The organism is Variovorax sp. M-6, assembly GCF_052114385.1.
Lineage (GTDB): Bacteria > Pseudomonadota > Gammaproteobacteria > Burkholderiales > Burkholderiaceae_C > Variovorax.
Genome location: NZ_JBFREQ010000042.1, coordinates 1 through 25,843 on the forward strand (window position 1 = coordinate 1; position 25,843 = coordinate 25,843).

Genomic DNA, 25,843 nt, shown 5'->3' on the forward strand with positions numbered 1-25,843 from the left:
CATCATCCAGACCGAAGGCCGCGGCCCGGCGGACCTCAAGATCACTGAGGCCGACTGCAGGGCCCAGGGCAAGGCCAGGAACCGCACCGCGCTCATTGCCTGCTTCGAGCCGAACCGCCGCGTGGAGATCCGCGCCGCGGGCGAGCAGGCGGGCTAGGTTCATTCCCTAGTCCTGCCAGAAGACCACGCTCAACCCATCCGGGTTGGAGTGGTCCTCGTCGAAACTGCAGGCGGTTCAGCGGCATTTCGGCGACACTTGGCCGTCGAGCATCTTGCTTGCTGCCATGGCCGACCGATCGCATCTTTCGGGACACGCCGACAAGCCGGTTTCCAGATCCTGGCGATCTTGGCTCCTGCGCGCCGTGTTCTGGTTCACAGGGCTGGCCTTGGCCGGGGCACTGGGCTTGTTGTTCGTCGTCTTGATTGCACTCGTGGTCGCCTATCCGAACCTGCCGAATGTTGCCGAGCTTCAGGACTATCGACCGAAGCTGCCGTTGCGGGTATTTTCCTCGGAGGGCATTCTGATCGGCGAATATGGTGAAGAGCGCCGCGATTTCACGCCGATCTCGACAATTCCCAAGTTGATGAAAGACGCCGTGCTGGCCGCGGAGGACGCGCGCTTCTATGACCACAATGGAGTCGACTTCAAGAGTATGGCGCGCGCGGGGTACGCAAACCTGAACCGAGCGAAGAGCCAAGGTGGCTCGACCATCACGATGCAGGTGGCACGCAACGCGTACCTGACTTCCGAAAAAACTGTGACCCGCAAGGTCTACGAGGTCCTGCTCACTTTCAAGCTGGAGCAGCTGCTCACCAAGGATCAGATCCTCGAGATCTATCTGAATCAGGTGTTTCTCGGCAAGCGGGCGTACGGCTTCGCTGCGGCCTCGGAGGCCTATTTCGGCAAGCCGCTCCAGGACATCTCGATCGCGCAGGCTGCCATGCTGGCGGGGCTGCCCAAAGCGCCTGGCGCCAACAACCCGGTCAACAATTCCGTGCGGGCACGAGAACGCCAGCTCTATGTGATTGACCGAATGCAGGAGAACGGTTTCATCACGCCCGAGGACGCGACGGCGGCCCGGCAAGAGAAGCTTCGGCTGCGCGATCCTCCCGGCCCCGCGCTTCTGCGCGCTGAATATGTAGCCGAAACCGTGCGCCAGTTGATCTACGCGCAGTATGGCGATGCCACTTACACCCGCGGACTCAAGGTCTACACATCGATCTCTGCAATCGACCAGTCGGCCGCCTCCAAGGCCTTGCGAGACGGAATCATGGGCTACGAGCGGACCCAGATGTACCGTGGACCGGAAGGCTTCGTGGATCTTCCCGACGATCCGAACAAGCGCGCCGGCGTGATCGACGACGTGCTGGCAGAGCACCCCGACTACGGCGAGCTGATCGCCGCGGTGGTGCTCAAGGCCAGTGCCAAGGAGGTGACGGCCGTGCGTGCGAACGGCGAGATCTTGCACATCGTCGGCGACGGGCTGCGTCCCGTGCAGTCGGGATTGGCGGACAAGGCGCCACCCAACATCATGATCCGCCGAGGGTCGGTAGTTCGCCTTGCGAAGACCCCGAAAGACGCGTGGGGAATGACTCAACTGCCCGAGGTCGAGGGAGCGTTCGTTGCAATGGATCCGCGCGACGGCGCCATCAAGGCGATGGTGGGCGGCTTCGATTTCAACAAAAGCAAGTTCAATCATGTCACGCAAGCGTGGCGTCAGCCAGGCTCGAGTTTCAAGCCGTTCATCTACTCGGCGGCGCTTGAAAAAGGCTTCACGCCAGCCACTGTCGTCAACGATGGCCCGCTCTACTTCGATGCGGCCACCACAGGCGGTCAGCCATGGGAGCCGAAGAACTATGGGGGTACCTTCTCGGGACCGATCCCGCTTCGAACTGCGCTCATGAAGTCCGTCAACATGGTGACGCTCCGCGTCACGCAATCGATCGGTATCCGTTACGCGCAGGACTGGATCACCAATTTCGGCTTCGACCGCGAGAAGCACCCTGCCTACCTGCCCATGGCGTTGGGCGCCGGTGCGGTCACGCCGATGCAGATGGCAACCGCCTACTCGGTATTTGCCAATGGCGGCTATCGAGTCAATCCTTACCTGATCACCCGCATCACGGATCACAAGGACAAGATACTGGTCGCGCCCCAGCCGCCGCTGCTCAACGAAACAATGCGCGCCATTCCGCGACGCAACGCCTTCATCATGGACACGCTGCTGCAGAGCGTCGTCAAGGGCGGTACCGGTGCGAAGGCCTATCAGGCGTTCAAGCGCGACGATCTCTATGGCAAGACCGGAACCACCAACGACTCGATCGACACATGGTTCGCGGGCTTCCAGCCGACGATTACCGCCCTCGCGTGGATGGGGTACGACGCGCCTCGCAGCCTGGGCGACAAAGAGACGGGCAGCAGCCTGAGCCTGCCGATCTGGATCAGCTACATGGAGACCGCGCTCAAGGGTGTACCCGTGACCGAACTGCAGCCGCCGGACGGCGTGGTTCATGTCGGCAGCGAGTGGTACTACGATGACTATGCGCCGGGGAGTGGTCTCGCCAACCCATGGGGAGTGTCCGCGCCGATACCCGTAGAGGCTGCCTCGCCAACGAAGCCTGAGCCGCCGTCGGACGAGCGCAGCCGGATTCTTGACCTGTTCCGCAACTAGTTCATCACCGCCACCGAATCAGCCGCCTTCGCAGTCGATGCAGTCGAACGCCACCAGCACGCGCAGTGGAGTGTCCTCGCGGTCCCTTCGCACCAAAGGCTGGCGGTTCATTGCGGCTGATTCAACTGCGCGTAGGGCACGAAGGCGGCGCCGCCCCAGTTGGCCTGAAGCAAGAGGCCCTGATCGGTGAACTGGTAAGTGGAGATGAAGGGATTGAAGGAGGTCGACAGGTCCGCGGAAGCTCCCTCGGAACGCAACTTCATGGTGGCGTCGGCCGACGCAGCGACGTCAGCGCCGAGCTTGCGGAACTGGTCGAACACTTCCTTGTTCTTGAAGATCAAGACCTGGCGGAAATCCTTGTAGCCGATGCCCGGACCGGTACCGGCGCGCGTTGCCAGCATGAAGGTGGGCGCCTGCGTCGCGTTGTCGACCAGCACACCTGTGCCTCGCGCGCCGACGAAGAGCACGACGTTGATCTGCGAGGAGTCGAACACCGCGTAGCCGACCGCCTTGCTCAGCTCCTCGCGGGCCTCGGGCTTCTTTGCAAACAGCTCGTCGAGCGTCTTGTCGCGCATGGCGAGAATCTGCGCCTTGACCTTGGGGACCTCTGCCGCCGCCAGCGTGGGCTGTACCGACTTTTCGACGTCTTTGGACCCCGAGGCGCAGGCCGCCATCAGGAAGGGCAGCAGCAACATCATTGAGGCGAGACGTTTCATGTCGAAGTCCTTTTGAGCGAGCGCCGCCATTGTGCGCCATTGGCTGCCCGGCGTGATGCTGCGGAGCGCCCCCGGGGGCGCTATCGGTCGTCGCTGCCGCCGACATCTTTGCGCGGCGGGTAGACGCCCGCCAGCCGGGCGATCAGTATCGCCAGGAAGAGCCCGCCCACCAACTGCTCGAGCACGCACAGCGCGCGCGCATACCGTCTCACCGGCACGGCGTCCCCGAAGCCCGTACTGGTCAGCGAGGTGAAACTGAAGTAGAGCAAGTCGTCTATTGGCGGCGAAACGACCGCACCGCCGAACGTGAACGACCCCGGCTGCAATTGATTTGCGATCGCGTAGAGATAGGCCCACAGGGCGCCGAGCATGAGGTAGGCGGCCGCGGCGCCGTAGAGCTTGTCGGCCGTCATGACGTCATTTCGAAAGACGTAGCGCAACAGGTATCCGATCGTTGCCGCGTAAAGCGCGGCGCCGAAGGTCCAGGAGTGGAGGAGGAGCCGCGAGTCGCCGCCGTCCACCGCGAGCCATTGGAAGAACAGGGCCGGCGTTGCGAGCAGGAGCGCGATCACGAACGCCAGCTGGGTACGCCCTATCGCGGCGACCGCTGCGATCACGACGAGGAGATTGCCGCCGTTGAGCATGACCCGTCCGCGCGGCGTGGGCTCCAACAGCATCATCGCCATGATGAGCGCGAGCATCGCGACGAAGAGGTAGAAGCAGCGCTGGTAGAGCACCTGCGCAAGCGTGGTGCGCGCCCGGCTGATTGTCATTTCCCCGCCCTCAAGAACGCGTAGCGGGCACGCCGCCGTCACCGTCGACGTGCACCAGCAAGCGGATTGCAGCTTGCGCCTGTCATACGATGCCGACGCGGCACGCGATGCACTGATCGATCGCGATTCGCGCAGCGACGACAGTCGGATGCGTTGGGCTTCGCAGCAGGCCAGACGTCACGCGCATTGGCCGACAACGCCGCCGATCGTGGACTCGGGACCGCGGAAACCCACCGCCGAGCCTGTGCCGGATGGGGCCGGCCGTACAAGGGCGGCCGAGCCGCTGGGCGGTTGCTGGCCTGGAGGGTAGACATCGAAGGCCGTGTCGTTTGCAAAGACGTACTGGACATAGGCTGTCTGCCCCATGCTATTCGCCCATTTCTGCGCGATGCAAAAGGCCGCCGCCTTTGGTTCAAGCTGGCTTTGGCCGACGGGACGGGCGTCTGCCGGCAATGGTGATGGGGGCGGTGATGCGGGTCGGCTGGCGCACCCAGAGACTGCGATGGCCATCGCGGCGAGGGCGAGTTTCATGGTAGTACCTCCAGGAAAATGCATGTGGCAAGAGTCACTCACGATCCCGTGCGACATGAATCGGCCGGTTCAACGCCTCTCGGCGAATCCATGCAGCCCGACTTCGGAGATGTCGAAGTCCCCGATCTGGGGGCATTGACCTTAAGGGAGACGCCGGGCGCTCAATTGATGAATGTCAATGTCCGAGGCGAAATCCGCGGATGGTCGGGTGCACGCCGCCTGCCCGGGCACAAAAAAGGCCRCGGTTGCGGCCTTTTCTTGCGYCTCTGGCCCGTCTTGACCTGGGTTGACACATTTTCCTTCAGAACGGGYGAGTCAATGGAAACGGGCGTCAAACGCACCCTGCGCGACTACACGCTGGCTTTCAAGCTCTCGGTGGTGGAGCAGGTAGAAAAAAGGCGAGCTCACCTACAAGCAGGCCCAGCAGCGCTACGGCATCCAGGGCCGATCGACCGTGCTGGTGTGGCTGCGCAGGCATGGCCGCCAGAGCTGGGGTTCGGCATCATCACGGCTGCGCATGCCAGTTCCGACCAAGAAATCGTCCGGCACACCAACTGTGCCGCTCACCCCCGAACAGAAGAGCAAGGTGCTTGAAGCGTAGTTTCAGGAGGCCAATGAGAAGGCCCGGCTGTTCGAGGCTGTGCTCGATATCCTGAAGCAGGACTACGGGGTGCATGTCGTAAAAAAAGCCGTTGGGCAAGTTCTCTCGCAAAAGCTCCTCCCGGGGGCTGAGCGTGTCGAGGGCTTGTCGCTTTTGGGGCGTCAGCCGCCAGGCTTACTACCAGCAACTGCAGCATCAACAGCAACGTTGTGCTCGTACCGACATGGTGATCGAACTCGTGCGCGACGTGCGCTTGCGACAACCCCACATGGACGTCGCGCACCTGCGGGTGGACGTTCACCTGGCTCACGCAACCGGAGCTCGCCTCGCGTGCCCCGAGTGCGGCGTTGAGCTCAGCGTCTACGACCACGCCGAGGAGCGCAGCTGGCGGCATCTGGACAGCTGTCACTTCCAGACACTGCTGCACGCGCGACCGCCGCGCGTGCAATGTCCTGAGCACGGCGTGCTGCGCGCCAAGCTGCCGTGGGCCGAGCCCGGCGGACGCTTCACGAACCTGTTCGAGGCGCTGGCCATCGCCGTGCTGCTGGCCACCGACGTGAAGAAGGCGGCGACGTCAGCATGGGCATGTAGCCGCCCTACATCAACGCCTGCTTGGAGAAGATCCCCGGCGCCGAAGGAAAGATCGTGTTCGATCGCTTTCACATCATGCGCCACGTCATCGACGCGGTGGGACATGGTGCGTAAGCGCGAGCACAAGACGCTGCTGGCCGAGGGCGACGCCACACTGAGCAAGAGCAAGTACCTGTGGCTGTACAGCGCGAGAACGTGCCGGACAAGTCACGCGAACGCTTTCGACGCCCTCAAGAGCGCCGAGCGCGTTGGCGCTGAAGGAATCGCTGCGTGAACTGTGGCACTTCACCCGCCAAGCCTGGGCTGAGAGGTTCTGGCGGCGCTGGTACTTCTGGGCGACACACTGCCAATTGCCGCCGATCGTGGAGGCGGCCAAGCTGATCGCGCGGCACTTGCCCAACGTGCTGACGTACTTCAAGCACCGCATCACCAACGCCGTCGCCGAAGGACTGAACTCGAAGGTTGCCGCGATCCAGAAGCGCGCCTGCGGCTATCGCAACCCCGAGCGATTCAAGATTGCCGTGTACTTCCACTGCGGCGGACTGAACCTCTGGCCGCCACGGTTCACCGACTGAGAAGTCCGAAGGACCAAAATACGAAGGATCCGCGCCCACGACGTCAATCGAGGTATGGCTACAGAATCTTCGGGCCTGTTGTTTTCAAGCGCCAATGCAGACGGCGTGACCATGGCTCAGCACGGTGACATCTCGAGCCGGTACTCGGGCACGGAACGCAATGCCGTCTGCGGTCTTCCAGCCTTCGAGCTGAATAAGATCACCTGGAAAGGTAGGAGCTGAAAAGCGGGCGCTCATCGATTTCAGGCGTGCTGGATCGTAGTCACAGAATCCTTTCACCAGGCCGTGGCATGCCGCTCCATAGGTCCCAAGTCCATGCAGGATCGGACGCGGGAAGCCAGCTTCGGTCGCGACGTCAGGATCAGAGTGCAGCGGATTGAAGTCTCCCGAAAGTCGATAGATCAGTGCTGATTCGGGCCGAGTTTGAAGGTCCACGACAACATCGGGCGGTGTCTGGGGCGTGGCCCTCGGAGACTCGCTTGGTGGATCGCCGCCGCCAATGACGGAGAATCCGCCGTCTGCGCGGCAGAAGACGATGGAGTTGCAAACTGCAAGGAGTTCGTCCGAGTCTGTCCCGAAAAGGCGTTTCTCTACATATACGAGTGCGCCTTTTCCCTCCCCCTTGTCCACCACACGCGTGACCCGGCTTCGGCCGACCACGGTCCCCTCCGAGGGGAGTGGCCGATGCAGGTGAATGGACTGCTCGCCATGGACCATTCGTACGTAGTCGATCCCCATCTCGGGTCGGTCGCGCATCCAGAACCCCGGATGAGCAAGGACCGCGGCCATGCTGGGCAGAACACGCAGGTTCTTTTCCGTGACATAGCGGATCTCGTTTCGATCAAGCGGATCCTGTGCCATGCCCACGCCGAGCGCGTACAGCATGGCACTTTGAGGGGTGCAAGTGTGCCGGATATCTCCAGACTCCCAAGTTCGAACCTTCGCATAGTCGAGCATGGTGCTCCTTCGCAAGTGAAATTCACTCCCCGGTCTTGAATTCTTATATTGGTACAATGTACCATAATGCGTAGTCGTCCGGGGTGCGATTCTCCACTGGATTACCTGGGCAGGCGCATGCCTGAACCAGCAAGGTTTGGGCATTCGCGTAAACTCCGTATCCACTTCGAGAGCGCCACGAAGATCTCGCGCATGGGTGTGTTTGAAGGCGTCCAGCAAGTGGGCTCCCTACTCGCGTCGACAGTTCTCCGAGGTCAGTTGAGTTTTTTACCTTTTAGCTTCCCGCTTCCCTGAGAGCCCGCATGCGTACATCGACGGCTGATCAGCCRCACACACCGGATAGTCAGCGTGCCGGCCCTCAATCGGTGGGGCGGATTTTTGCGATCCTGGATTCGGTCGCGAGTGCCCGCGCTGGTGCTTCATTGTCAGAGCTTGCGAGGATCACGAGCTCACCCAAGACGAGCCTGGTCGGGTTGCTTGCAGGCTTGACCGCAGAAGGCTGCTTGGTGCGCGACGAGGCGGGACGGTACTTCCTGGGGGGGCGTATTCACACCCTGGCGATGCAGGCTCTGGCGGGACGTCAACTCAGCGAGCTTGTCCGGCCGGTTCTCGTTGCTCTCTCCGAGGCGACCGGGGAGACGGTCGTGCTCTGCGGGCTGGCCGATGATGCGGAGGTCGCGGTGTACCTGGACAAGGTGGAAAGCTCGAGTCCGTTGCGCTACGCGGTGACAGTGGGAGAACGGCGTGAGCTGTACTGCACAGCGATGGGCAAGGCCCTTCTGGCTTACTTCGAGCCTGCACGCCTGAAGAGGTATTTGAAATCGACCCCTCGAAAGAAGTTCACCCCGCATACGATCACCAGCGTGGAGCCGCTGCTCTCGGAGATCGCATGCGTTCGGCGCGAGGGCATCGCTCGCAGCACCGAAGAGCGTATTCCCGGGGTGGGCGCTTTGGCGTCGCCGATCTTCGCGAGCGACGGTTCGGTCGTCGCGGCACTGATGATTGCGGGGCCGGTCGGGCGAATGCAAGCCGATGCCAAACACAACGAGAAGCTTCTTCTGCAGGCGGCGGCGGAATGTACCCGTCTGGCCGGCGGGGTGCCGCTGATCCCGGGAAAGCCGGGATGAATGCCGCCAGGAGCGGCTCGCGGGTGTAGCGACCCTGCCTGGCGAAATCCTCTACAGCGGTTCGTGCACCAATGCCGTGCTGCCCGCTTCTTCAAGAAGTCGAGTCACGCCAGCCTGGTCGCCGGATGACAGGGCGGAGAACTCTTCTCGCAGCCAAGACAGACATTTGCCCTGGTAGGGGAAGGCTCCCTGGATCCATGGCCGTCCATCGACCTCCGCCTCGACCTGATTGGATTTGGATTTGAGGGCGCGCGCGTTGGCAATCATCGCGGGAACGTAGGTGCGTCCTGCTTCGGCGAGCAACTGCATCAGCGTCGGGGGGACTGCACTCCGGGTGATCCACTGGTTGTCCGCGGGCTCATGGCCTGAAAGGTCGTCGACCAGGCCGACCCAGGCGCAGGCACGAGGCGCGAGCTCCAGCGCGATGGCGGCAGAAGTCGGGTCGAAATGCGCCAACTGGCTCAGTTGCCCGTAGACGCCGAAGTCGGACGAGCCGGGGCGTGCGCCCATCAGGAATGGCCAGGTTCCCAGATGGGCCTCGAAGCATGCCAAGAACCGTCGATAGCTGCTCTCGATCACTTCCGCCGTGGTCGGATTCGACCCTACGAAGCGCAGGCGATCGATCTGCCGGCGTGAGAACTGGGCCGACAGCTGTGCGATCTCTTCCTCGGTCGCGGTCAGCCTGCGCCAGCGCGGGAGGATGTCAGCTGCCTTGCGAATGTCGGCCTTGAAATGCCAACGGTAGTGAAACATGGCTTTGGTCAACCACTCGTCCGCATAGTCTTCGAGGAAGCTGTCAATGAAGCCGATCACGGGATCGCGTGGACGCGCTTCGCGACCCAGGTATTCGGATTCGAAGCGTCGGATCAATGGGGTCGAATCCGTCACGGCTTCAATGTCGCCCGCGGCATTCGGAAGATAGAAGGTGGGTTGCAGTTCCACTTTCGGGGTCGGCAAGCCGGCCAAGTGTGGCGAGCCTGGGATCGCCACGTTGTATGGGATGCGTCGATAGCGCAGAACGGCCAGCATCTTGCGGGTATAGGGCGAGCCAGGCGCGCCTTTGAGAAGCAATCGAGTCGTCATGAAATCTCCTGCATGGGCCTTGCTTCGATGAGGGCGGGTCATGCGCCGTGATTGCGCAGCCAGGAATGACAATTCATCATCGAAGCTTGGATGTACGAATATTGGTAGGCATTGCCATTATACGAACTACACCGAATCCATGGCATAGGTGGTCCCATCGCTTGGGCATCGAGCGTCGTCGCACGTGACGAGCCATGGGCTGCGCTGCATCTTCTTTCTTCAGGGGCTGTCGGCGGGCTTGGAACGGCGCTCGCGATTGCTGCTCATCTGCCGCAGATAGGACTTGCATAGACTTCCTATATTCGTATACTGTGCGCATTAACGAACAATCGTGATGCTCGGCAAACCCGAGCCCCGGCGGATGTGCGGGATACACGCATCTATGACCATGACAAGGAACCCATGAAGCTCACGCGACTCACACGACGCCGGTTGGCCAGCATGTTGATTGGAGGGGCATCCCTCGCAAGCCTGGTTCTGCCCGCCAGCGCGCAGACCTTGTCGAATCGCCCGATACGCCTGGTGGTGCCGTACACCACCGGAGGTCCGGCAGATCTGGCGACGCGCATCCTGGCAGAGGCAATCACTCCCGTCCTCGGACTGCCTGTCATTGTCGAGAATCGACCTGGAGCGACAGGCAAGATCGCCGCTGAAATCGTCGCGCGCGCGGAGCCGGATGGCCACACCTTGCTGGTGGGTGGTACGCCGCAGTTCGTCGTTCTGCCCATGCTCGACAAGTCCGTCACCTACAAGCCGTTCGAAGACTTTCGGATGATCTCCATCTTCACGAACTACGAGGTTATCTTCATGACCGGCGCGTCGTCCGGCGTGAAGTCGATCAAAGAGCTTGCATCGAAGATGCAGGACAAGAACAGTGACGTGACGTATGCCTCCATCGGCCAGGCGCAACTGACGCCGTCCGGGCTTGCTTATCTGATCTTCTCAAAACTGGTCAATGGCACCGCTCGGGAAGTCAACTACGGCGGTCAGGTGCCAGGCACCATGGACTTGATCGCCGGACGAGTGACTTTCGGCGTCTACACGCTGGCTGGAGGCTTGCAGCATATCCAGAATGGAAAAGTGCGCGCGCTCGCGGTCGCCTCTCCGCAACGGCTGCCTCAATTGCCCGACACGCCGACCATGATCGAAGCCGGCTTTCCAGAATTCAATGCGGTCAACAACTGGCTGCCATGGATTGCGGTGGCGGCCCCGGGCAAGACGCCCGATGCGATCGTGAACACCATCAATCGAGCGATTGTCCAGGTCGCCCAGACCGATTCGTTCAAGTCGAAGATTGCGCAGGCTGGATTGACCGTGAAGGCCACCGGCACTGCCGCGCAAGACCAAGCCGAGTGGCGCTCAGAGAGCGAGCGCCTGGCTGTGACCTTGAAGCGCTTCGATATCCGCCTTCCCGACGAGAAAAAGTAGCAGTCCCGCATCTGCAATGCCGCACCTCGCCTGGCGAGCGCGGCCCTGAGCGGAGCGGCTCGAACACCAGAGAAGGTGTTCGGGGTGCCGCCTGGGCGCCAAGGTAGATGAGCACCGAACTCGCTCGGCACATCAGACGTCGATGGGCACATCGACCCATAGGAGAGAAGAAGTCATGAGTCGTCCCTGCAAGGCCTATATCGCCGGAGCATTCGAGCATCCAACGCGCAAGGCCGTTGACAAGACCATCCCCCAACTGCATGCCGAGGTCGCGCTTGGAGCGCTTCGAGACGCCGGACTGGAAAGCCGCGACGTCGATGGCTATTTCTGTGCCGGCGATGCGCCCGGATTGGGCGGGTTGTCCATGGCCGAGTACATGGGGCTGAAGCTCAGGCACATCGATACCACGGAGACCGGTGGCTCGTCTTATGTGGTGCATGTCGGACACGCCGTCGAAGCCATTGCCTCGGGCCGGTGTTCGGTCGCGCTCATCACGCTGGCCGGCCGCCCGCGCGCGGAGGGCATGGCCACCGTGGGGGCACGTGACTACGGCCGTGGAGCGCCCGACCTAGGGTTCGAGCAACCCTATGGTCCGGTCGTTGTGAATCTCTATGCCATGGCGGCAAAGCGCCACATGCACGAGTACGGGACGACGAGCGAACAACTCGCCGCGGTCAAGGTGTCTGCCTCGCATCACGCCCAATACAACGAGCGCGCGTTGCTTCGCGATGTGGTGACGATCGAGGATGTCATCAATTCGCCCATGGTCGCCGACCCTCTGCACCGATTGGATTGCTGCGTCGTCACCGATGGCGGTGGTGCCCTGGTCATCGTCGGTCCTGACAAGGCCAGGGAGATCGGGTCGCGTTGCGTCAAGATTCTCGGCCATGGCGAGGCGATCAAGCATCTCGATGGCGGCAAGGTGGAGCTGACGCATACCGGTGCGGTGAAGTCTGGTGCCCTTGCTTTCGCCGAGGCTCGCCTGAAACCGGCAGATATCGACTACGCATCCATCTACGACAGCTTCACGATCACGGTGCTCATGACACTGGAGGACCTGGGGTTTTGCGAGAAGGGGCAGGGCGGGAGGTTCGTGGCCGATGGCAACCTGATATCCGGGATTGGCAAGCTGCCCTTCAACACCGATGGGGGTGGGCTCTGCAACAGCCATCCCAACAACCGAGGTGGCATGACCAAGGTGATCGAGGCGGTTCGACAGTTGCGCGGCGAAGCCCATCCCAAGGTCCAGGTGCCGAACTGCACGCTGGCATTGGCACACGGCACGGGCGGATCGATCGGCACGAGGATGGGCAGTGCCACCGTCATCCTCGGAAGGAGCGATGCATGAAACCGCAGGAATGGACGTATCCCGATCCGATCGTCAACCTGGAAACCAAAGCCTATTGGGACGGATGCAAGGAGGGCGTTCTGTACCTCAAGAAATGCAATGTCTGCGGGGAGACGCACTACTATCCGCGAGCAGTCTGTCCCCATTGCCTCAGCAGTGATACGGCCTGGTATCCGGCCTGTGGATACGGCAGGATCTATTCGTTCTCGATCATGCGCCGCGCGGAGCCGCCGTATGCCATCGCCTACGTCACGCTGGATGAAGGCGTGACCATGATGACCCATATCGTCGACTGTGCGTTCGCGGATATTGCGATCGGGCAGCGCGTCGCATTGGCGTTCCGGTCTACCGAAGGCGCTCACGCAGTGCCCGTCTTCCGTCCGCTACGGTCAGCGGAGACCGAAGCCCCGATCGGGAGGGCGCCATGAGCGGACCACTCGCAGGCGTCAAGGTGATTGACGTCTCGACAATGCTGATGGCGCCGTACGCCACGCAGATCCTTGGCGACATGGGGGCCGACGTCATCAAGGTCGAATCGCCCCAGGGTGATCCCGTTCGCGGGATCGGACCCTTCCGCCATCCCGGAATGGGGTCCTTGTTTCTTAATGTCAACCGCAGCAAGCGCAGCATCGTGCTGGACCTGAAGCGGGCTGAAGGCGCTGAAGTGTTGTCCGATCTGCTTCGGCAAGCCGATGTGCTGATCTATAACCTGCGCCCGCAGTCGATGGCCCGTCTCGGCCTCAGCTACGCCACGGTGTCGGAGGTCAACCCGCGGATCATTTTCGCCGGTCTCTTCGGCTATGGCCAGGACGGCCCCTATGCGGCGAAACCGGCGTTCGACGATTTGATCCAGGGGGCGGTGGCTGTGCCTTCGCTGTCCCGCATGGCCGACGGCGGTGAGCCCCGTTATGCACCCACTGCCATTGTGGATCGAGGTGTCGCACTCTGGGCGGTCGGCCAGATATCGGCTGCCCTTTTTCACCAGACACGCACCGGACAAGGCCAGCAGATCGATATTCCGATGTTCGAGATGATGGCGAGCTTCGTGCTGGGCGACCATCTTGCGGGACATGCGTTCGAACCACCCCTAGGGGCCATGGGCTACCCCCGGATGATGAATGCCGACCGACGTCCGTACCCGACGAAGGATGGATTCGTGTGCGTGATGATTTACACCGATCGACATTGGAGGTCATTTCTCAAGGCGCTCGGGCGTGAAGACGACTACGACAGGGATCCCCGCTATCACAGCATGACCAGTCGAACCGAGAACATCGTCGCGCTGTATGCGGAGCTCGCGCAGCTCCTGCTGACGCGAACCACCAGCGAATGGCTCGACCTTCTGAACCAGGCCGACATCCCGGCGATGCCATTGCACACCCCGGATTCGCTCGTGCGGGATCCGCATCTCGAGGCCACGGGGTTCTTCACCTTTGGCGAGCACCCGAGCGAAGGACGGATTCGGCAGATGTCCTATCCCAGCACCTGGTCGGCTTCGCAGCCGGCGTGTTCACGCCATGTTCCGCGTCTGGGCGAACACAGCGTGGAAGTATTGCAGGAGGCCGGATATGCCGAGGATCGGATCGCCGCTCTGATTGAAAGCGGCGTGACGGCAACGATGGCTGGTGCGACCCCGCATTCAGAGAATTGACAACCCGAAGGATCGACTCATGGCAGGTTTGTATTACGAAGAATTCAAGGTAGGCATGGAGTTCCAGCACGCGCTGACTCGAACGCTGACCGAAATGGACAACATCCTCTTCTGCGCGATGACGCACAACTCCCAGCCTCTGCACCTGGACGAGGAGTTCTCCAAGAAGACCGAGTATGGGAAGCGTATCGTGAACAGCCTCTTTACCCTGGGCCTCGTGATCGGGGTGACGGTCACCGAAACCACGCTCGGCACGACCATCGGCAATCTCGGAATGACGGATATTCGCTTCGTCAATCCCTTGTTTCACGGCGACACCGTTCACGTGGTGACGCGCATCAAGGACATGCGAGAGAGCAAGTCACGCCCGAACGCGGGTATCGTGACCTTCGAGCACTTTGGATTCAACCAGCACGACAAGGAAATCTGCTACTGCGTTCGCGCCGGCCTGATGCGGAAGCGCCCATCATGATCGCGCGCTCCTGGTTGTTTGTTCCGGGTGACTCCGAGCGCAAGCTGGCGAAGGGGAGCGACAACCCTGCCGATGTGCTGATCCTGGATTTGGAGGATTCGGTGGCCCATGAGCGGCAGGCGGTCGCTCGCGAGATGGTGCGTGCGCATCTCAAAGCTCACGCGGACCGGACCCGCCAGCAGTTGTATGTGCGCATCAATCCGCTCGACACGGACGCGGCGCTGCTCGATCTGGCTGCGGTGATGCCGGGTGCGCCTGATGGCATATGCCTGCCCAAGGTGAAGTCCGCGGCGGAGGTCAACACGCTGGCGAACTACCTGTGCGCGCTGGAGGCCCGCGAGGGCCTGCCCCAGGGCGCCACCCGGATCCTCTGCGTGGCGACGGAAACTGCGGCCTCTCTGCTGACCTTCCACACCTACCTCGATGGCGTCTCCCCGCGCCTGGCGGCCATGACCTGGGGCGGCGAAGACCTCGCGGCCGCGCTCGGCGCAAGCGACAACCGCAACCCCGCGAACGGTGAATACGACCATCCTTTTCTGATGGCGAAGTCTCTATGCCTGGCCACGGCGCGTGCGATCGACGTCCAGCCGGTCGGAGTGGTCCACCTCAACTTCCGCGATCACGCCGGGCTGGAAGCCGACTGCCTGCGCGACCGGCGAGCGGGCTTCATCGGCAAGGTCGCCATCCACCCCGACCAGTGCGAGATCATCAACCGCGCGTTCACCCCCTCGCCCGAGGAGATGGTGCATGCTCGGCGGGTCGTCGACCTGTTCGAGAAAGACCCGGGCCTGGGCACCGTCGGGCTCGATGGTGTCATGCTGGACATGCCGCACCTGAAACAGGCGCGCAACCTGCTCGCGCTGGCGGAGAAGATCCATGCCTTGCGTTGAACCCATGAAGGGCGCGCTCGACGGCATTCGCGTGGTCGACCTGACCACGGTCATCCTCGGCCCGTGGGCGACCCAGATGCTGGGTGACATGGGCGCGGACGTGATCAAGGTCGAGACACTTGACGGCGACATCACGCGCAAGCTCGGGCCCTACCGCAGTGAAGGCATGGCCGCCCTCTATCTGGCGACCAACCGGAACAAGCGCAGCATCGCACTGGACCTCAACCAGCCCGAGGGCCTGGAAGCGCTGCGGGCTATCGTCAGGACCGCGGACGTTTTCATCCACAACCTGCGCCCCCGAGTGTGCGCCCGGCTCGGCCTTGAGTACGAACGCTTCGCCCAGGACCAGCCCGACCTGATCTACTGCGCGACCTACGGATTCCGGGCCGATGGCCCCATGGCGGACAAGCCGGCCTACGACGATGTGATCCAGGCCGCCAGCGGGCTGGCGGACCTGCAGGCCGCCGTCTCCGACCAGCCGCGCTACGTGCCCACCGTCATGGCCGACAAGATCACGGCCTACAACGTGGTCTCGGCGGTTCTCGCGGGCCTGCTCCGGCGCGCGCAGGCGGGCGGCGGACAGGCCATCGAAGTCCCGATGTTCGAAAGCCTGGTGGACTTTGTGATGGTGGAGCACCTCTACGGCGCCTGCTTCGAGCCCCCGATCGATCGCATGGGCTATGCCCGCATCCTCACCACCGAGAGAAAGCCGTACCGGACCCTGGATGGCCACTACCTGGCGGTGCTGCCCTACACCGATCAGAACTGGCGCGACTTCTTCCGGGTTGCAGGTCGGAAGGAGCTCAACGACGACCCCATTTTCGCGACCATCGCGTCCCGCGTGGCGCATTCCAGCGAGATCTACGCCCGCCTGGAGCAGATCATCGCTACCCGCGCTGCCGCCGATTGGCAGCGCGAACTCGACGCGGCGCAGATCCCCGCGATGCGGGTCAACACGAAAGAGATGCTGCTGGAGAGCGAGCAGCTCCAGGCCACCGGCTTCTGGAAGATGGTCGAGCATCCGTCAGAAGGGATGTTGCGGATGACCGACCCACCCATCCGCTTCAGCGCATCACCTTCGTCGATCCGACGGACTCCGCCACGGCTGGGCGAGCAAAGCGTCGAGATTCTGACCGAGGCGGGTTACCCGGCGGCCCGGATCGAGAAATTGCTCCAGTCCAGGGTCAGCATCGCACCCGCTGAGGCTTGCGCGTCGTGAGCGCGAGCATCCCTCGAATGAATCCAAGCCGTTTCAACAGGAACAAGAAATGAAGAATCCCATGAGCCTCGAAGGGCAGAACGTCATTGTCACGGGCGCCGGCCAGGGTATCGGCGAAGCCATCGCACGCCTTGTCGTTGCACTGGGAGGCAAGGCCATCCTGGTGGACGCCCAAGGCGAAAAGGTGAGAGCCCTGTCGACGGAGCTTGGCGCCGCACATGCGCAGGCCCATGCCGGGTCGGTCGCCGATCCAGGTTTTGTCCAGGACATGGTGGCCAAGGTGGTGGCCAGCCACGGCGCTGTGCATGGGCTGGTGAACAACGCGGGCATCGTTCGAGCCGCCATGATTCGCAAGATGTCGATCGAAACCTGGCAACAGGTGATCGACGTCAACCTTTCCGGCGTCTTCTATTGCCTGCAGGCCGTCGGGCAACACATGCTGGACCGGGCAGAGGCTGGCGACAAGGGTCCCGCCGCCATCGTCAACATCTCGTCGGACGCAGGCCGTCGCGGGACGATCGGACAAGTCAACTATGGCGCGGCCAAAGCGGGTGTCCTGGGCATCACCATGAGCGCGGCGCGCGAGTGGGCGTCGAAGGGGATCCGCGTGAACTCGGTGTGTTTCGGCGTGGTGGAAACCGAAATGACCGAAACCGTTCGTTCCGAGAAGTTCCGGGACCGACTCATTGCGCAGGTGCCGATGGGGCGCTTCGCCAGTCCGGAGGAGGTCTCGCGTCCGGTCGGCTTTCTCCTGTCTCCTGCCGCCAGCTACATCACGGGGCAGCACCTGTCCGTGAATGGTGGCTACGCCATCGGCTCCTGAGGTGGCCGACGTGTCCCGATGCGGGTTTCAACTCACTTTGCCGGTCGACCATCCATGAGCGAATTCAAGAGCATTCTTTTCGAGAGCACCGGGCCCGTGTCGGTGCTGACGCTGAATCGACCGGAGACGCTGAATGCACTGACGTTCGACATGATGCGTGAGGTTCAGGACGCCCTCACGCAGGTGGAAGCAGATCGGAACATTCGCGCCTTGATCATCACAGGCGCCGGGAGAGGGTTCTGTTCCGGGCAGGATCTGCGAAGCCGCGCGGCGCCGGACGCCGATCTCATCCAGGTGTACATGGCGTCGTTCTTTCGGCCCATCATGGGCATCCGACGTTGTCGCGTGCCGGTGATCATGGCCATCAATGGGGTAGCAGCGGGGGCCGGATTTTCCTTGGCCCTGGCGGGGGACGTCGTTCTCGCCTCGCGTTCGGCCAAGTTCATCCAACTGTTCAGCGGCGTGGGGCTCATACCGGATCTGGGCTCCACATACCTCCTTCCTCGCGCGATCGGCCGAGCTCGTGCGCTCAAGATGATGCTGACGGGCGAACCGCTGTCGGCCGAGGTGGCTCATTCTTGGGGTTTGGTCGCTGAATGTCTCGAAGACGACAGGCTGCTCCCGACGGCACATGCCCTTGCCTCGAAGCTTGCAGCAGGCCCGACACGTGCCTTGGCCGCGACTCGGATGATGGTGGACGAGGGCGATTCCCGGGACTTCGAAGGTCAGTTCCGCCGCGAACTGGAGGTTCAACAGGAGATGCGTGCCAGTCGCGATGCTCGGGAGGGTGTTGCTGCATTCGTCGAAAAGCGTCGACCGATTTTTCGTGGCGAGTAGGACCGTCGGGGCACTCAAACGGCGGGGCGTGCAGACGCCCGGTCCACCGACCAGAACGGCGTTGTGCGCGACCTCGGTGAATTCACCTTTGGCGATCCGCACGGCCAGGCTCAGCCCCTGCGCCCGCGCTTCGATCCGGCCAGCACCTGGAGGGCAGCGTTCACGTGCGCGCGCATCGACTCTTCCGCGCCGCGGTCGTCGCCATCGCAGATCATCGCGACCAATTCCGCATGGCCGTCCTGGACTCGTTGCAGGCTCGCCTCGGTCTTGCGCTGCTCCATGCCCTGGCGCGACTGCGATTCGAGCGAGCTGCGAATCGAGCCGATCATCTGCCAGAGCAGGAGGTTGCCGCTGGCGCGGGCGATCTCGATGTGGAGTTCGGTGTCGAGCGCCGCGTAGGCGGCAGGGTCGCGCAGCCGGGCCTGCATCTGCACCACCAGCGCAGACATGCGTTCCATGTGTTCGGGCGTCCGGCGTCGCGCCGCGAGAGTGGCCGCCCGGCTTTCCAGGCTGGCCCGCACATCCATCAGATCCTCGGTGGAGTTCTCGAGCACCTGCAGCGCCCGCGAAAAATAGACATTCAACGCGGACGCGTCCAGGTCGCGGCGAATCATGGGACTCTTGCCGTTGGCGATCTCCACCACGCCCATGCCCTTGAGCGTGCGCAAGGCTTCGCGCACCACGGGCCGGCTGACGCCGAGCACCTCGGCCAGCCGGGCCTCGCCGGGCAGGGCCGCGCCAGGCCCGAGCTGCTCTTGCTCGATGTGCCGAAGCAGGCTCTGCACGGCCTGCTCGGTCAATGAGGTGCGGTCGAGCTTGCCCAGGACAAAAGGATGTGAATGCATGTGATTCGCCGAAAGTGGCGTACCTATCATATAGGTTTAAAGGTTGTGGTCTGACGCTCGCGCCGATTCAATCGGCCGATCGTTCAGAAAGGGACAAGCCATGTGGAAAGACGACGACGAGCTGTTCAAGCTCATGAAGACCCGCCTGTTTCCGGCGGTGGTGGGGGACATCCTCGACACCATGGGCCTGACGCGGCAGTTCCTGCCGCCGGCCATCCGGCCGGTCGCGCGGTCGATGGTGATCGCGGGCCGCGCGATGCCGGTGCTGGAAACCAATTGCTTCTCGCGCGCCGAGCCTGAAGGCAAGACGGCGCTGAGCCAGCAGCCGTTCGGCCTGTTGTTCCACGCGCTCGACGACCTGAAACCCCACGAGGTCTATGTCGCCACCGGCTGCGCGCCGCAGTTCGCGCTATGGGGTGGACTGATGACCACCCGCGCACTGCATCTGAAGGCGGCGGGCGCGGTGCTCGACGGCTACTCGCGCGACACCAGCGAGGTGCTGGAACTGGGCCTGCCGGTCTTCTCGCTGGGCGGCTACTCGCAGGACCAGGGGCCGCGCGGCAAGGTGGTCGACTACCGGGTTCCGGTGGAGATCCAGGGCGTCCGGGTGCGTCCGGGCGATGTGGTCTTCGGCGACCAGGACGGCGTGCTGATCGTGCCGCGCGAGGCGGAGGTCGAAGCCTTCAGCCGCGCACTGGAGAAGGTCAGCACCGAGAGCGCGGTGCGCACCGCGATCCAGAACGGCATGAGCACGGTCGAGGCCTTCAACCACTTCGGCGTGATGTAGGTCGGTCCGGCGCCGCACGCCGTGGCCTCGCCGGGGCGGTGCGTCCGCACCGCCCTGCGCCAGGCCGCGCGCAGCTTCCCGATGGAATTCACCGCATGACACACACCCTCCGCTCCGCGGCCTGGTTCGCCGGCGACGACAAGGACGCCTTCATCCACCGCAGCTGGATGAAGAACGCCGGGCTGCCCGACGACAGCTTCGATGGCCGGCCGATCATCGGCATCTGCAACACCTTCTCGGAATTCACGCCGTGCAACGGCCACTTCCGGGAGCTGATCGAGCACATCAAGCGCGGCGTGCTCGACGCCGGCGGCGTGCCGCTCGAGTTTCCGGTCTTCTCCTGCGGCGAGTCGAACCTGCGGCCGACCGCGATGCTGTTTCGCAACCTCGCGTCGATGGATGTCGAGGAAGCGATTCGCGGCAACCCGATGGACGGCGTCGTGCTCATGGCAGGCTGCGACAAGACCACACCGTCGCTGCTGATGGGCGCCTCCAGCTGCGACCTGCCGAGTATCGTGATTTCCGGTGGCCCGATGCTCAACGGCAAGTTCCGCGGCCAGGACATCGGCTCGGGCACCGACGTCTGGCGCTTTTCCGAAGAGGTGCGCGCCGGCACGATGAGCCGCGCGGATTTCATGGCCGCCGAGAGCGCGATGTCGCGTTCGCCCGGCCATTGCATGACGATGGGCACGGCCTCCACGATGGCCAGCATGGTCGAGGCGCTGGGCGTCGCGCTGCCCGGCAACGCGGCCTACCCCGCGGTGGACGCGCGCCGGGCGCGCCTGGCGCGGCTGACCGGCCGCCGCATCGTGGCCATGGTGCGCGAGGACCTGCGCCTGTCGAAGATACTGACCCGCGCCGCCTTCGCCAACGCGATCCGCGTCAATGGCGCGATCGGCGGCTCCACCAATGCGGTGGTGCACCTGCTGGCGATCGCCGGCCGGATCGGCACCGCGCTGTCGCTCGAGGACTGGGACCGCTGGGGCCAGGACGTGCCGACCCTGCTCAACCTGATGCCCTCCGGCCGCTACCTGATGGAGGACTTCTGCTATGCCGGCGGCCTGCCGGCGCTGATGAAGGAGATCCAGGGCCTGCTCGACCTGGATGCGCTCACCGTCACCGGAACCACCGTGCGCGACAACATCGCCACGGCCGAGAACTTCAACACCGACGTGATCCGGCCCCTGAGCGCGCCGCTGACGGCACAGGGCGGCATCGCGGTGCTGCGCGGCAACCTGGCGCCAGACGGCGCGATCATCAAGCCTTCCGCGGCCTCGCCGGCCTTGCTGCGCCATCGCGGCCGCGCCGTGGTGTTCGACACGATCGAGGACTACAAGCGGCGCATCGACGACCCCTTGCTCGACATCGACGAGCACTGCGTCATGGTGCTGCGCAACTGCGGCCCCAAGGGCTATCCGGGGATGGCCGAGGTGGGCAACATGGCGCTGCCGCGCAAGCTTCTGGAACGCGGTGTGCGTGACATGGTGCGGCTGTCCGACGCGCGCATGTCCGGCACCGCCTTCGGCACGGTGGTGCTCCACGCGGCGCCCGAAGCGGCGGTCGGCGGCCCTCTGGCCCTGGTGCAGGATGGCGACGAGATCGAACTGGACGTCGCGGCGCGGCGGCTCGAGCTGCGGGTGTCCGAGTCCGAGCTGGCGCGCCGGCGCAGCCTCTGGACCGCGCCCGAACCGGCCATGAAGGGCGGCTACCAGGCGCTCTATGTCGAGCGCACGCTGCAGGCCGACCGCGGCGCCGACCTCGATTTTCTGGTGGGTTGCCGAGGCCACGCGGTGCCTCGCGAAAGTCATTGAGGCCGTCGATGCCGAGCGATTTCATCCTGACCGCAGCACCCGGCCCCTTGCCGGGCGCCGGCCGGCGCGACCTGATCGTGTCGACCAACGATGCGAAGTACCGGCGCGTGGAAGGACGTGACACCTTTCCGGCCGATCCGCCCGCGGACTCGCTCGACCTCATCGACGCGACCTCCTTCCCGCCCCGGGTGGTGGCGTCGCTCGCGGTGGCCGCGACCATCGTCGGACCGCCGCAGGCGGTGGCGATCTCGCCGGACGGCCGGCTGGCCATCGTGTCGGCGCCGAATCGCTATGACCCGACGCTGGGGCACTGCCTGTTCGACAACTACCTGCAGGTCGTGGATCTGCACGCGACGCCGCCCCGGGTGGTCGCGACCTGCGCGACTTCGCACCATCCGCAGGGCATCGCCATCAACCGGCAAGGCAATCTCCTGCTGGCCGCCACGGTGGGCGGAACGGTGGCGGTCTTCGGCATCGAAGGCACGCGCCTGCATCCGCGCGCGGAGCTGGCGGTCTCGAGCGGCCGCCTGTCCGGCATTGTCTTCACGCCCGACGGCAGCGCCGCGCTGGTGCTGCTGCGCGACGAGCAGGGCGTCGCGGTGCTCGACGTCGACGGCGATGCGGTCCGCCTGAGCCGCGAACGCGTCTCGACCGGCGTGGCACCCTACGCGGTGGATGTCTGCAGCGACGGTCGCTGGGCCGTGGTCGGCAACGTCGGCTTGGCCGGACTGCCCGGCCAGGGCGCGCAGCTGGCGGGCGACGCCGACACCGTGACGCTGATCGACCTCGGCACGCGCCCCTACCGTGCCGTGCAGCATCTGTCGGTGCCCTCCCTGCCGGAAGGCGTGGCCATCTCGCCCGACGGCCGATGGATCGCGGCGCTGACCATGGACGGCTCGAACCTGCCGGCCGACAACCCGGGGCGACGTGCGCACGGCCGCCTGGTGCTGTTCGAGATTCGCGGCGGGCGCGCGCATCCGGCGGGCGACCTTCCTGCGGGCGAAGCCGGCCAGGGCGTCGTCTTCAGCGCGGACAGCCAGTACATCCTGGCCCAGTTCAATGTCGAGCGGCAACTGGCGGTCTACGCGGTCGGAAGCGGCCGGCTGGTGGATACCGGCCACCGCATCCCGGTGGCCGGCGGGCCGTCGTCGCTGCGCTCGATGCCCAGGTAGCGGCTTGCAGCCGCCCGATCTTTTCTTCTCAACTCAAGGAGTCTTTTCCATGTTCGGTCTTCCATCACGCCGCCAGTTGCTCGCACTCGGCTTGGCCGCCGCCCTCGGCTGCGGCGCTGTTTCAGCCTCGGCGCAAAGCATTGCCGACATCAAGAAGAAGGGCGAAATCAGCGTCGGCATGCTGGTCGACTTCCCGCCCTACGGCACCACCAATGCCCAGAACCAGCCCGACGGCTACGACGCCGACGTGGCCCGGCTGCTGGCCAAGGATCTCGGCGTCAAGCTGAACCTGGTTCCGGTGACCGGCCCCAACCGCGTGCCCTTCCTGCTTACCAACAAGGTCGATCTGCTGATCGCATCGCTGGCGATCACGCCCGAGCGGGCCAAGCAGGTGGACTTTTCGGTGCCCTACGCCGCCGCATCGGTGGTGCTCTACGGCGCCACCAAGGCCGACATCAAGTCGGCCGCCGACTTCAAGGGCAAGCGCATCGGCGTGGCGCGTGCCAGCACGCAGGACGTCGCGCTGACCGCCATGTCGCCGGCGGGCACCGAGATCCGCCGCTTCGACGACGACGCATCCGCGATGCAGGCGCTGCTGTCCGGCCAGGTCGATGCGATCGGCTGCTCGACCACGGTCGCGGCCCAGATCGCCAAGCGGGCGCCGGCCAACACTTACGAGCAGAAGCTGGTGATTCGCGAACAGGTCATGGCTGTGGCGATGCGGCCCGGCCAAGCCGAGCTGAAGAAGACGCTGGACGACTTCATCGCTCGCAATCGCGCCAACGGCGAGCTGAACAAGCTCTACCAGAAGTGGATCGGCACCGACCTGCCGGCACTGTCCGGCTCCTGATACGGCGCCCCCCAGGCAAGGACTTCTCGAGCGTGAAACACGTCGTCGTCTTCAAGGAAATTCCCGCCGACCAGCTGGACCGCATCAAGTCCGAGCACCATGTCACCGTGGCCAACGCCGAGCAGGCACCGGCTGCGTTCCGGGCCGCGCTGGCGAGCGCCCACGGATTGATCGGGTCGAGCTACCCGATCGACGCCGCCCTGCTTGCCGAAGCGCCGCAATTGGAGGTCATTTCGAGCGCTTCGGTCGGGGTCGACAACTACGATCTGGCCGAATTGCGCCGCCGCGGCGTGCTGCTGTGCCACACGCCCGGCGTGCTGGACGACACAGTCGCCGACACAGTCTTCGGCCTGCTGCTGGCGACCAGCCGGCGCTTCGTCGAGCTGTCGAACATGGTGCGCGAAGGGCGTTGGCCCAAGGACTTCCCGGAGGAGCTCTACGGCTTCGACGTGCATGGCAAGACGCTGGGCCTGATCGGCTTCGGCCGCATCGGTCAGGCCATCGCGCGGCGCGCCGCGCTGGGCTTCGGCATGCCGGTGCTCTACCACGCGCGCCATCCGGTCGATCTCGCGGCCCAGGCGCCCGACCTGCGCGGCAAGGCCGAACAGGCGCCGCTGGCCGAGCTGCTGCCGCGCGCCGACTTCGTCGTGGCGATGCTGCCGCTGTCCGGGGCCACCCACGGCCTGATCGACGCGAAGGTGTTCGCCGCCATGAAGCACGGCGCCATCTTCATCAATGGCGGGCGCGGACGCACCGTGGTCGAGCCTGACCTGCTTGCGGCGCTCGACAGCGGCCGGCTGCGCGCGGCCGGCCTGGACGTCTTCGCCATCGAGCCCCTGCCGTTCGAATCTCCGCTGCGCACGCATCCGCGGGTGACCGCGCTGCCGCACATCGGGTCGGCCACCCATGAGACCCGGCATGCGATGGCGGCACTGGCCACCACCAACCTGCTGCAGGCCTTGGCCGGGCAGCGTCCGGTCGGCGCCTTCGATCTGACGCGCGTTTGAATCGCCGCGGGTTCAGTCGGCTCGGATTGAAAACTTCTGGACGATCTTGGCGTTGCGCTCGAAGGCCTCGGTGAAGGCCTTCTTCTGCGTGGCCAGATCGGCCGGCGGCGAGAACTCGTAGCCCTGGCCCGCCAGCTGTTGGCGTGCGCGTGACGCCTCGAAGGCCTTGACGACCTCCTCGTGGATGCGCTGCGTCAATGGTGCGGGCGTCGCCGACGAAAGCCAGACTCCTTGCCAGCCCGGCAGCGCCAGCTCCGACAGGCCTTTCTCGACGAGGCTGGGCACACCGGGCAGAAGTTCCGGCAGTGTCGGCCCCAGGATCCCGTACGCCCGGAGCTTTCCGCTCTGGATGTGGCGCAGAACATTGGGCAACGCCTCGAAGGCGAGGGGCACGTGGCCAGCCACCAGATCGCTCACGGCGGGGGCCGATCCCTTGTAGGGCACATGCTGGAGGTCCACCCCAGCGCGATGATTGAAGACGACGGCCGCGTAGTGCGCACGCGTGCCCGTGCTGTACGACGCGACGCTGTACTTTCCCGGGTGGGCCTTCAGCACGTCAATCAGCTCGTCGTAGTTCTTGGCGGGGAAGGCCGCGTTGCCGACCAGCACCAGCGGCATGCGGACCATATCGGCCACTTGCACGAAATCCTTCACCGGGTCGTAGGGAAGTTTCACCACATGCGGAACCTCGACAAGGATGGAACTGGTGATGACCAGCATCGTGTGTCCGTCGGCTGGTGCGGACAGCACGGCACGACAGCCGATGACGCCACTTCCTCCGGGCATGTTTTCCACGATCACGGGCTGCTTCAGGTTGGCGCTCATCGGCTCCGCCAGAAGGCGAGCGATCGCGTCGGAGACACCGCCGGCGGGCGCCGGGACGATCAGCCGCAGGGGCTTCGTGGGCCAGGACGCTGCATCCGCGGACCAGGCGCGCGAAGCCATCAATGTCATCGCAGCCGCCCCCGCCGCCAGCACGCTGCGGCGCGAGAGGCTTTTGCCCACTCCGACGGGACGGGGTTCCAGTTCGAGCTTCTGCATGGGTCTTCCGTTCGCAACAATGTTCAAGGGTTGCGC

The 25,843-nt window shown here is 64.2% G+C and carries 24 protein-coding genes and 1 pseudogene; 19 read left to right on the top strand and 6 right to left on the bottom strand.

Annotation, left to right across the window (positions count from 1 at the left end):
- The first annotated feature begins 284 nt into the window (after nucleotides 1-284).
- Nucleotides 285-2,672, top strand: a complete 2,388-nt coding sequence (locus AB4Z46_RS31070; protein ID WP_442287417.1) for a penicillin-binding protein 1A — start codon at nucleotides 285-287, stop codon at nucleotides 2,670-2,672.
- Between the two features lie 107 nt (nucleotides 2,673-2,779).
- Here the strand turns inward: AB4Z46_RS31070 and AB4Z46_RS31075 are convergent, their stop codons facing one another.
- Both AB4Z46_RS31075 and AB4Z46_RS31080 read right to left on the bottom strand, forming a co-directional pair.
- The gene (locus AB4Z46_RS31075; RefSeq protein ID WP_442287418.1) at nucleotides 2,780-3,388 is read right to left on the bottom strand and encodes a hypothetical protein; all 609 of its coding nucleotides are present in this window, start codon (nucleotides 3,386-3,388) and stop codon (nucleotides 2,780-2,782) included.
- A gap of 80 nt (nucleotides 3,389-3,468) precedes the next feature.
- Nucleotides 3,469-4,161 carry a potassium channel family protein gene (locus AB4Z46_RS31080; protein WP_442287419.1) on the bottom strand — a complete coding sequence of 231 codons (693 nt, stop codon included), beginning with the start codon at nucleotides 4,159-4,161 and terminating at the stop codon, nucleotides 3,469-3,471.
- Nucleotides 4,162-5,010: 849 nt separating this feature from the next.
- Here AB4Z46_RS31080 and AB4Z46_RS31085 point away from each other — a divergent pair.
- From AB4Z46_RS31085 to AB4Z46_RS31095, 3 genes and pseudogenes are all read left to right on the top strand, one after another.
- Nucleotides 5,011-5,186 (top strand): annotated as a pseudogene (locus tag AB4Z46_RS31085) (IS3 family transposase); the annotation flags it as partial.
- A gap of 330 nt (nucleotides 5,187-5,516) precedes the next feature.
- Nucleotides 5,517-6,158, top strand: a complete 642-nt coding sequence (locus tag AB4Z46_RS31090) for a transposase family protein (protein ID WP_442287420.1) — start codon at nucleotides 5,517-5,519, stop codon at nucleotides 6,156-6,158.
- The gene (locus AB4Z46_RS31095; protein WP_442287421.1) at nucleotides 6,133-6,459 is read left to right on the top strand and encodes an ISL3 family transposase; all 327 of its coding nucleotides are present in this window, start codon (nucleotides 6,133-6,135) and stop codon (nucleotides 6,457-6,459) included. The genes AB4Z46_RS31090 and AB4Z46_RS31095 overlap by 26 nt, the downstream gene beginning before the upstream one ends.
- A gap of 84 nt (nucleotides 6,460-6,543) precedes the next feature.
- Here AB4Z46_RS31095 and AB4Z46_RS31100 read toward each other — a convergent pair whose 3' ends face one another.
- Complete coding sequence (locus AB4Z46_RS31100; protein ID WP_442287422.1) at nucleotides 6,544-7,416, bottom strand: MaoC/PaaZ C-terminal domain-containing protein; 873 nt, start codon at nucleotides 7,414-7,416, stop codon at nucleotides 6,544-6,546.
- A 302-nt stretch (nucleotides 7,417-7,718) separates the two neighbouring features.
- Here AB4Z46_RS31100 and AB4Z46_RS31105 point away from each other — a divergent pair, with 302 nt between their 5' ends.
- The gene (locus AB4Z46_RS31105) at nucleotides 7,719-8,543 is read left to right on the top strand and encodes an IclR family transcriptional regulator (RefSeq protein WP_442287423.1); all 825 of its coding nucleotides are present in this window, start codon (nucleotides 7,719-7,721) and stop codon (nucleotides 8,541-8,543) included.
- A 51-nt stretch (nucleotides 8,544-8,594) separates the two neighbouring features.
- Here the strand turns inward: AB4Z46_RS31105 and AB4Z46_RS31110 are convergent, their stop codons facing one another.
- On the bottom strand, nucleotides 8,595-9,626 hold the full coding sequence (locus AB4Z46_RS31110) for a glutathione S-transferase N-terminal domain-containing protein (protein ID WP_442287424.1): 1,032 nt from the start codon (nucleotides 9,624-9,626) through the stop codon (nucleotides 8,595-8,597).
- A 402-nt stretch (nucleotides 9,627-10,028) separates the two neighbouring features.
- On the opposite strand from AB4Z46_RS31110, the gene AB4Z46_RS31115 reads away from it, so the two are divergent.
- The 9 genes from AB4Z46_RS31115 (at nucleotide 10,029) to AB4Z46_RS31155 (ending at nucleotide 18,294) form a co-directional block, all read left to right on the top strand.
- Nucleotides 10,029-11,054 carry a Bug family tripartite tricarboxylate transporter substrate binding protein gene (locus AB4Z46_RS31115; RefSeq protein ID WP_442287425.1) on the top strand — a complete coding sequence of 342 codons (1,026 nt, stop codon included), beginning with the start codon at nucleotides 10,029-10,031 and terminating at the stop codon, nucleotides 11,052-11,054.
- A gap of 175 nt (nucleotides 11,055-11,229) precedes the next feature.
- Entirely contained in the window at nucleotides 11,230-12,402 is a 1,173-nt protein-coding gene (locus tag AB4Z46_RS31120; RefSeq protein WP_442287426.1) for a thiolase domain-containing protein, read from the top strand.
- On the top strand, nucleotides 12,399-12,830 hold the full coding sequence (locus AB4Z46_RS31125; RefSeq protein ID WP_442287427.1) for a Zn-ribbon domain-containing OB-fold protein: 432 nt from the start codon (nucleotides 12,399-12,401) through the stop codon (nucleotides 12,828-12,830). Before AB4Z46_RS31120 ends, AB4Z46_RS31125 begins: the two co-directional genes overlap by 4 nt.
- The gene (locus tag AB4Z46_RS31130) at nucleotides 12,827-14,053 is read left to right on the top strand and encodes a CaiB/BaiF CoA transferase family protein (protein WP_442287428.1); all 1,227 of its coding nucleotides are present in this window, start codon (nucleotides 12,827-12,829) and stop codon (nucleotides 14,051-14,053) included. The genes AB4Z46_RS31125 and AB4Z46_RS31130 overlap by 4 nt, the downstream gene beginning before the upstream one ends.
- 19 nt (nucleotides 14,054-14,072) lie before the next feature.
- Nucleotides 14,073-14,525: a MaoC family dehydratase gene (locus AB4Z46_RS31135; protein ID WP_442287429.1), complete on the top strand. Its 453-nt coding sequence runs from the start codon at nucleotides 14,073-14,075 to the stop codon at nucleotides 14,523-14,525.
- The gene (locus AB4Z46_RS31140; RefSeq protein WP_442287430.1) at nucleotides 14,522-15,415 is read left to right on the top strand and encodes an HpcH/HpaI aldolase/citrate lyase family protein; all 894 of its coding nucleotides are present in this window, start codon (nucleotides 14,522-14,524) and stop codon (nucleotides 15,413-15,415) included. The genes AB4Z46_RS31135 and AB4Z46_RS31140 overlap by 4 nt, the downstream gene beginning before the upstream one ends.
- Complete coding sequence (locus AB4Z46_RS31145) at nucleotides 15,402-16,634, top strand: CaiB/BaiF CoA transferase family protein (protein ID WP_442287431.1); 1,233 nt, start codon at nucleotides 15,402-15,404, stop codon at nucleotides 16,632-16,634. The genes AB4Z46_RS31140 and AB4Z46_RS31145 overlap by 14 nt, the downstream gene beginning before the upstream one ends.
- 49 nt (nucleotides 16,635-16,683) lie before the next feature.
- A complete protein-coding gene (locus AB4Z46_RS31150) occupies nucleotides 16,684-17,457 on the top strand; it encodes an SDR family NAD(P)-dependent oxidoreductase (RefSeq protein ID WP_442287432.1) in 774 nt (257 codons plus the stop codon).
- Nucleotides 17,458-17,511: 54 nt separating this feature from the next.
- Nucleotides 17,512-18,294, top strand: a complete 783-nt coding sequence (locus tag AB4Z46_RS31155; protein WP_442287433.1) for an enoyl-CoA hydratase-related protein — start codon at nucleotides 17,512-17,514, stop codon at nucleotides 18,292-18,294.
- 110 nt (nucleotides 18,295-18,404) lie between these two features.
- Here AB4Z46_RS31155 and AB4Z46_RS31160 read toward each other — a convergent pair whose 3' ends face one another.
- Complete coding sequence (locus AB4Z46_RS31160) at nucleotides 18,405-19,139, bottom strand: FadR/GntR family transcriptional regulator (protein ID WP_442287434.1); 735 nt, start codon at nucleotides 19,137-19,139, stop codon at nucleotides 18,405-18,407.
- A gap of 100 nt (nucleotides 19,140-19,239) precedes the next feature.
- Here AB4Z46_RS31160 and AB4Z46_RS31165 point away from each other — a divergent pair, with 100 nt between their 5' ends.
- From AB4Z46_RS31165 to AB4Z46_RS31185, 5 genes are all read left to right on the top strand, one after another.
- Nucleotides 19,240-19,926, top strand: a complete 687-nt coding sequence (locus AB4Z46_RS31165; RefSeq protein WP_442287435.1) for an RraA family protein — start codon at nucleotides 19,240-19,242, stop codon at nucleotides 19,924-19,926.
- 95 nt (nucleotides 19,927-20,021) lie between these two features.
- Nucleotides 20,022-21,737: an IlvD/Edd family dehydratase gene (locus tag AB4Z46_RS31170; protein WP_442287436.1), complete on the top strand. Its 1,716-nt coding sequence runs from the start codon at nucleotides 20,022-20,024 to the stop codon at nucleotides 21,735-21,737.
- 8 nt (nucleotides 21,738-21,745) lie between these two features.
- A complete protein-coding gene (locus AB4Z46_RS31175) occupies nucleotides 21,746-22,909 on the top strand; it encodes a YncE family protein (protein ID WP_442287437.1) in 1,164 nt (387 codons plus the stop codon).
- Nucleotides 22,910-22,958: 49 nt separating this feature from the next.
- Nucleotides 22,959-23,759 carry a transporter substrate-binding domain-containing protein gene (locus AB4Z46_RS31180; RefSeq protein WP_442287438.1) on the top strand — a complete coding sequence of 267 codons (801 nt, stop codon included), beginning with the start codon at nucleotides 22,959-22,961 and terminating at the stop codon, nucleotides 23,757-23,759.
- Nucleotides 23,760-23,791: 32 nt separating this feature from the next.
- A complete protein-coding gene (locus AB4Z46_RS31185) occupies nucleotides 23,792-24,766 on the top strand; it encodes a 2-hydroxyacid dehydrogenase (RefSeq protein ID WP_442287439.1) in 975 nt (324 codons plus the stop codon).
- A gap of 12 nt (nucleotides 24,767-24,778) precedes the next feature.
- Here the strand turns inward: AB4Z46_RS31185 and AB4Z46_RS31190 are convergent, their stop codons facing one another.
- Entirely contained in the window at nucleotides 24,779-25,807 is a 1,029-nt protein-coding gene (locus AB4Z46_RS31190; protein WP_442287440.1) for a Bug family tripartite tricarboxylate transporter substrate binding protein, read from the bottom strand.
- Nucleotides 25,808-25,843: the final 36 nt, after the last annotated feature.

Bases quoted from the DNA above. Each gene is read 5' to 3' on its own strand.
- AB4Z46_RS31070 (WP_442287417.1), top strand. From the start codon at position 285: ATGGCCGACCGATCGCATCTTTCGGGACACGCCGACAAGCCGGTTTCC.
- AB4Z46_RS31075 (WP_442287418.1), bottom strand. From the start codon at position 3,388: ATGAAACGTCTCGCCTCAATGATGTTGCTGCTGCCCTTCCTGATGGCG.
- AB4Z46_RS31080 (WP_442287419.1), bottom strand. From the start codon at position 4,161: ATGACAATCAGCCGGGCGCGCACCACGCTTGCGCAGGTGCTCTACCAG.
- AB4Z46_RS31090 (WP_442287420.1), top strand. From the start codon at position 5,517: ATGGTGATCGAACTCGTGCGCGACGTGCGCTTGCGACAACCCCACATG.
- AB4Z46_RS31100 (WP_442287422.1), bottom strand. From the start codon at position 7,416: ATGCTCGACTATGCGAAGGTTCGAACTTGGGAGTCTGGAGATATCCGG.
- AB4Z46_RS31110 (WP_442287424.1), bottom strand. From the start codon at position 9,626: ATGACGACTCGATTGCTTCTCAAAGGCGCGCCTGGCTCGCCCTATACC.
- AB4Z46_RS31115 (WP_442287425.1), top strand. From the start codon at position 10,029: ATGAAGCTCACGCGACTCACACGACGCCGGTTGGCCAGCATGTTGATT.
- AB4Z46_RS31120 (WP_442287426.1), top strand. From the start codon at position 11,230: ATGAGTCGTCCCTGCAAGGCCTATATCGCCGGAGCATTCGAGCATCCA.
- AB4Z46_RS31125 (WP_442287427.1), top strand. From the start codon at position 12,399: ATGAAACCGCAGGAATGGACGTATCCCGATCCGATCGTCAACCTGGAA.
- AB4Z46_RS31130 (WP_442287428.1), top strand. From the start codon at position 12,827: ATGAGCGGACCACTCGCAGGCGTCAAGGTGATTGACGTCTCGACAATG.
- AB4Z46_RS31135 (WP_442287429.1), top strand. From the start codon at position 14,073: ATGGCAGGTTTGTATTACGAAGAATTCAAGGTAGGCATGGAGTTCCAG.
- AB4Z46_RS31140 (WP_442287430.1), top strand. From the start codon at position 14,522: ATGATCGCGCGCTCCTGGTTGTTTGTTCCGGGTGACTCCGAGCGCAAG.
- AB4Z46_RS31145 (WP_442287431.1), top strand. From the start codon at position 15,402: ATGCCTTGCGTTGAACCCATGAAGGGCGCGCTCGACGGCATTCGCGTG.
- AB4Z46_RS31150 (WP_442287432.1), top strand. From the start codon at position 16,684: ATGAAGAATCCCATGAGCCTCGAAGGGCAGAACGTCATTGTCACGGGC.
- AB4Z46_RS31155 (WP_442287433.1), top strand. From the start codon at position 17,512: ATGAGCGAATTCAAGAGCATTCTTTTCGAGAGCACCGGGCCCGTGTCG.
- AB4Z46_RS31160 (WP_442287434.1), bottom strand. From the start codon at position 19,139: ATGCATTCACATCCTTTTGTCCTGGGCAAGCTCGACCGCACCTCATTG.
- AB4Z46_RS31165 (WP_442287435.1), top strand. From the start codon at position 19,240: ATGTGGAAAGACGACGACGAGCTGTTCAAGCTCATGAAGACCCGCCTG.
- AB4Z46_RS31170 (WP_442287436.1), top strand. From the start codon at position 20,022: ATGACACACACCCTCCGCTCCGCGGCCTGGTTCGCCGGCGACGACAAG.
- AB4Z46_RS31175 (WP_442287437.1), top strand. From the start codon at position 21,746: ATGCCGAGCGATTTCATCCTGACCGCAGCACCCGGCCCCTTGCCGGGC.
- AB4Z46_RS31180 (WP_442287438.1), top strand. From the start codon at position 22,959: ATGTTCGGTCTTCCATCACGCCGCCAGTTGCTCGCACTCGGCTTGGCC.
- AB4Z46_RS31190 (WP_442287440.1), bottom strand. From the start codon at position 25,807: ATGCAGAAGCTCGAACTGGAACCCCGTCCCGTCGGAGTGGGCAAAAGC.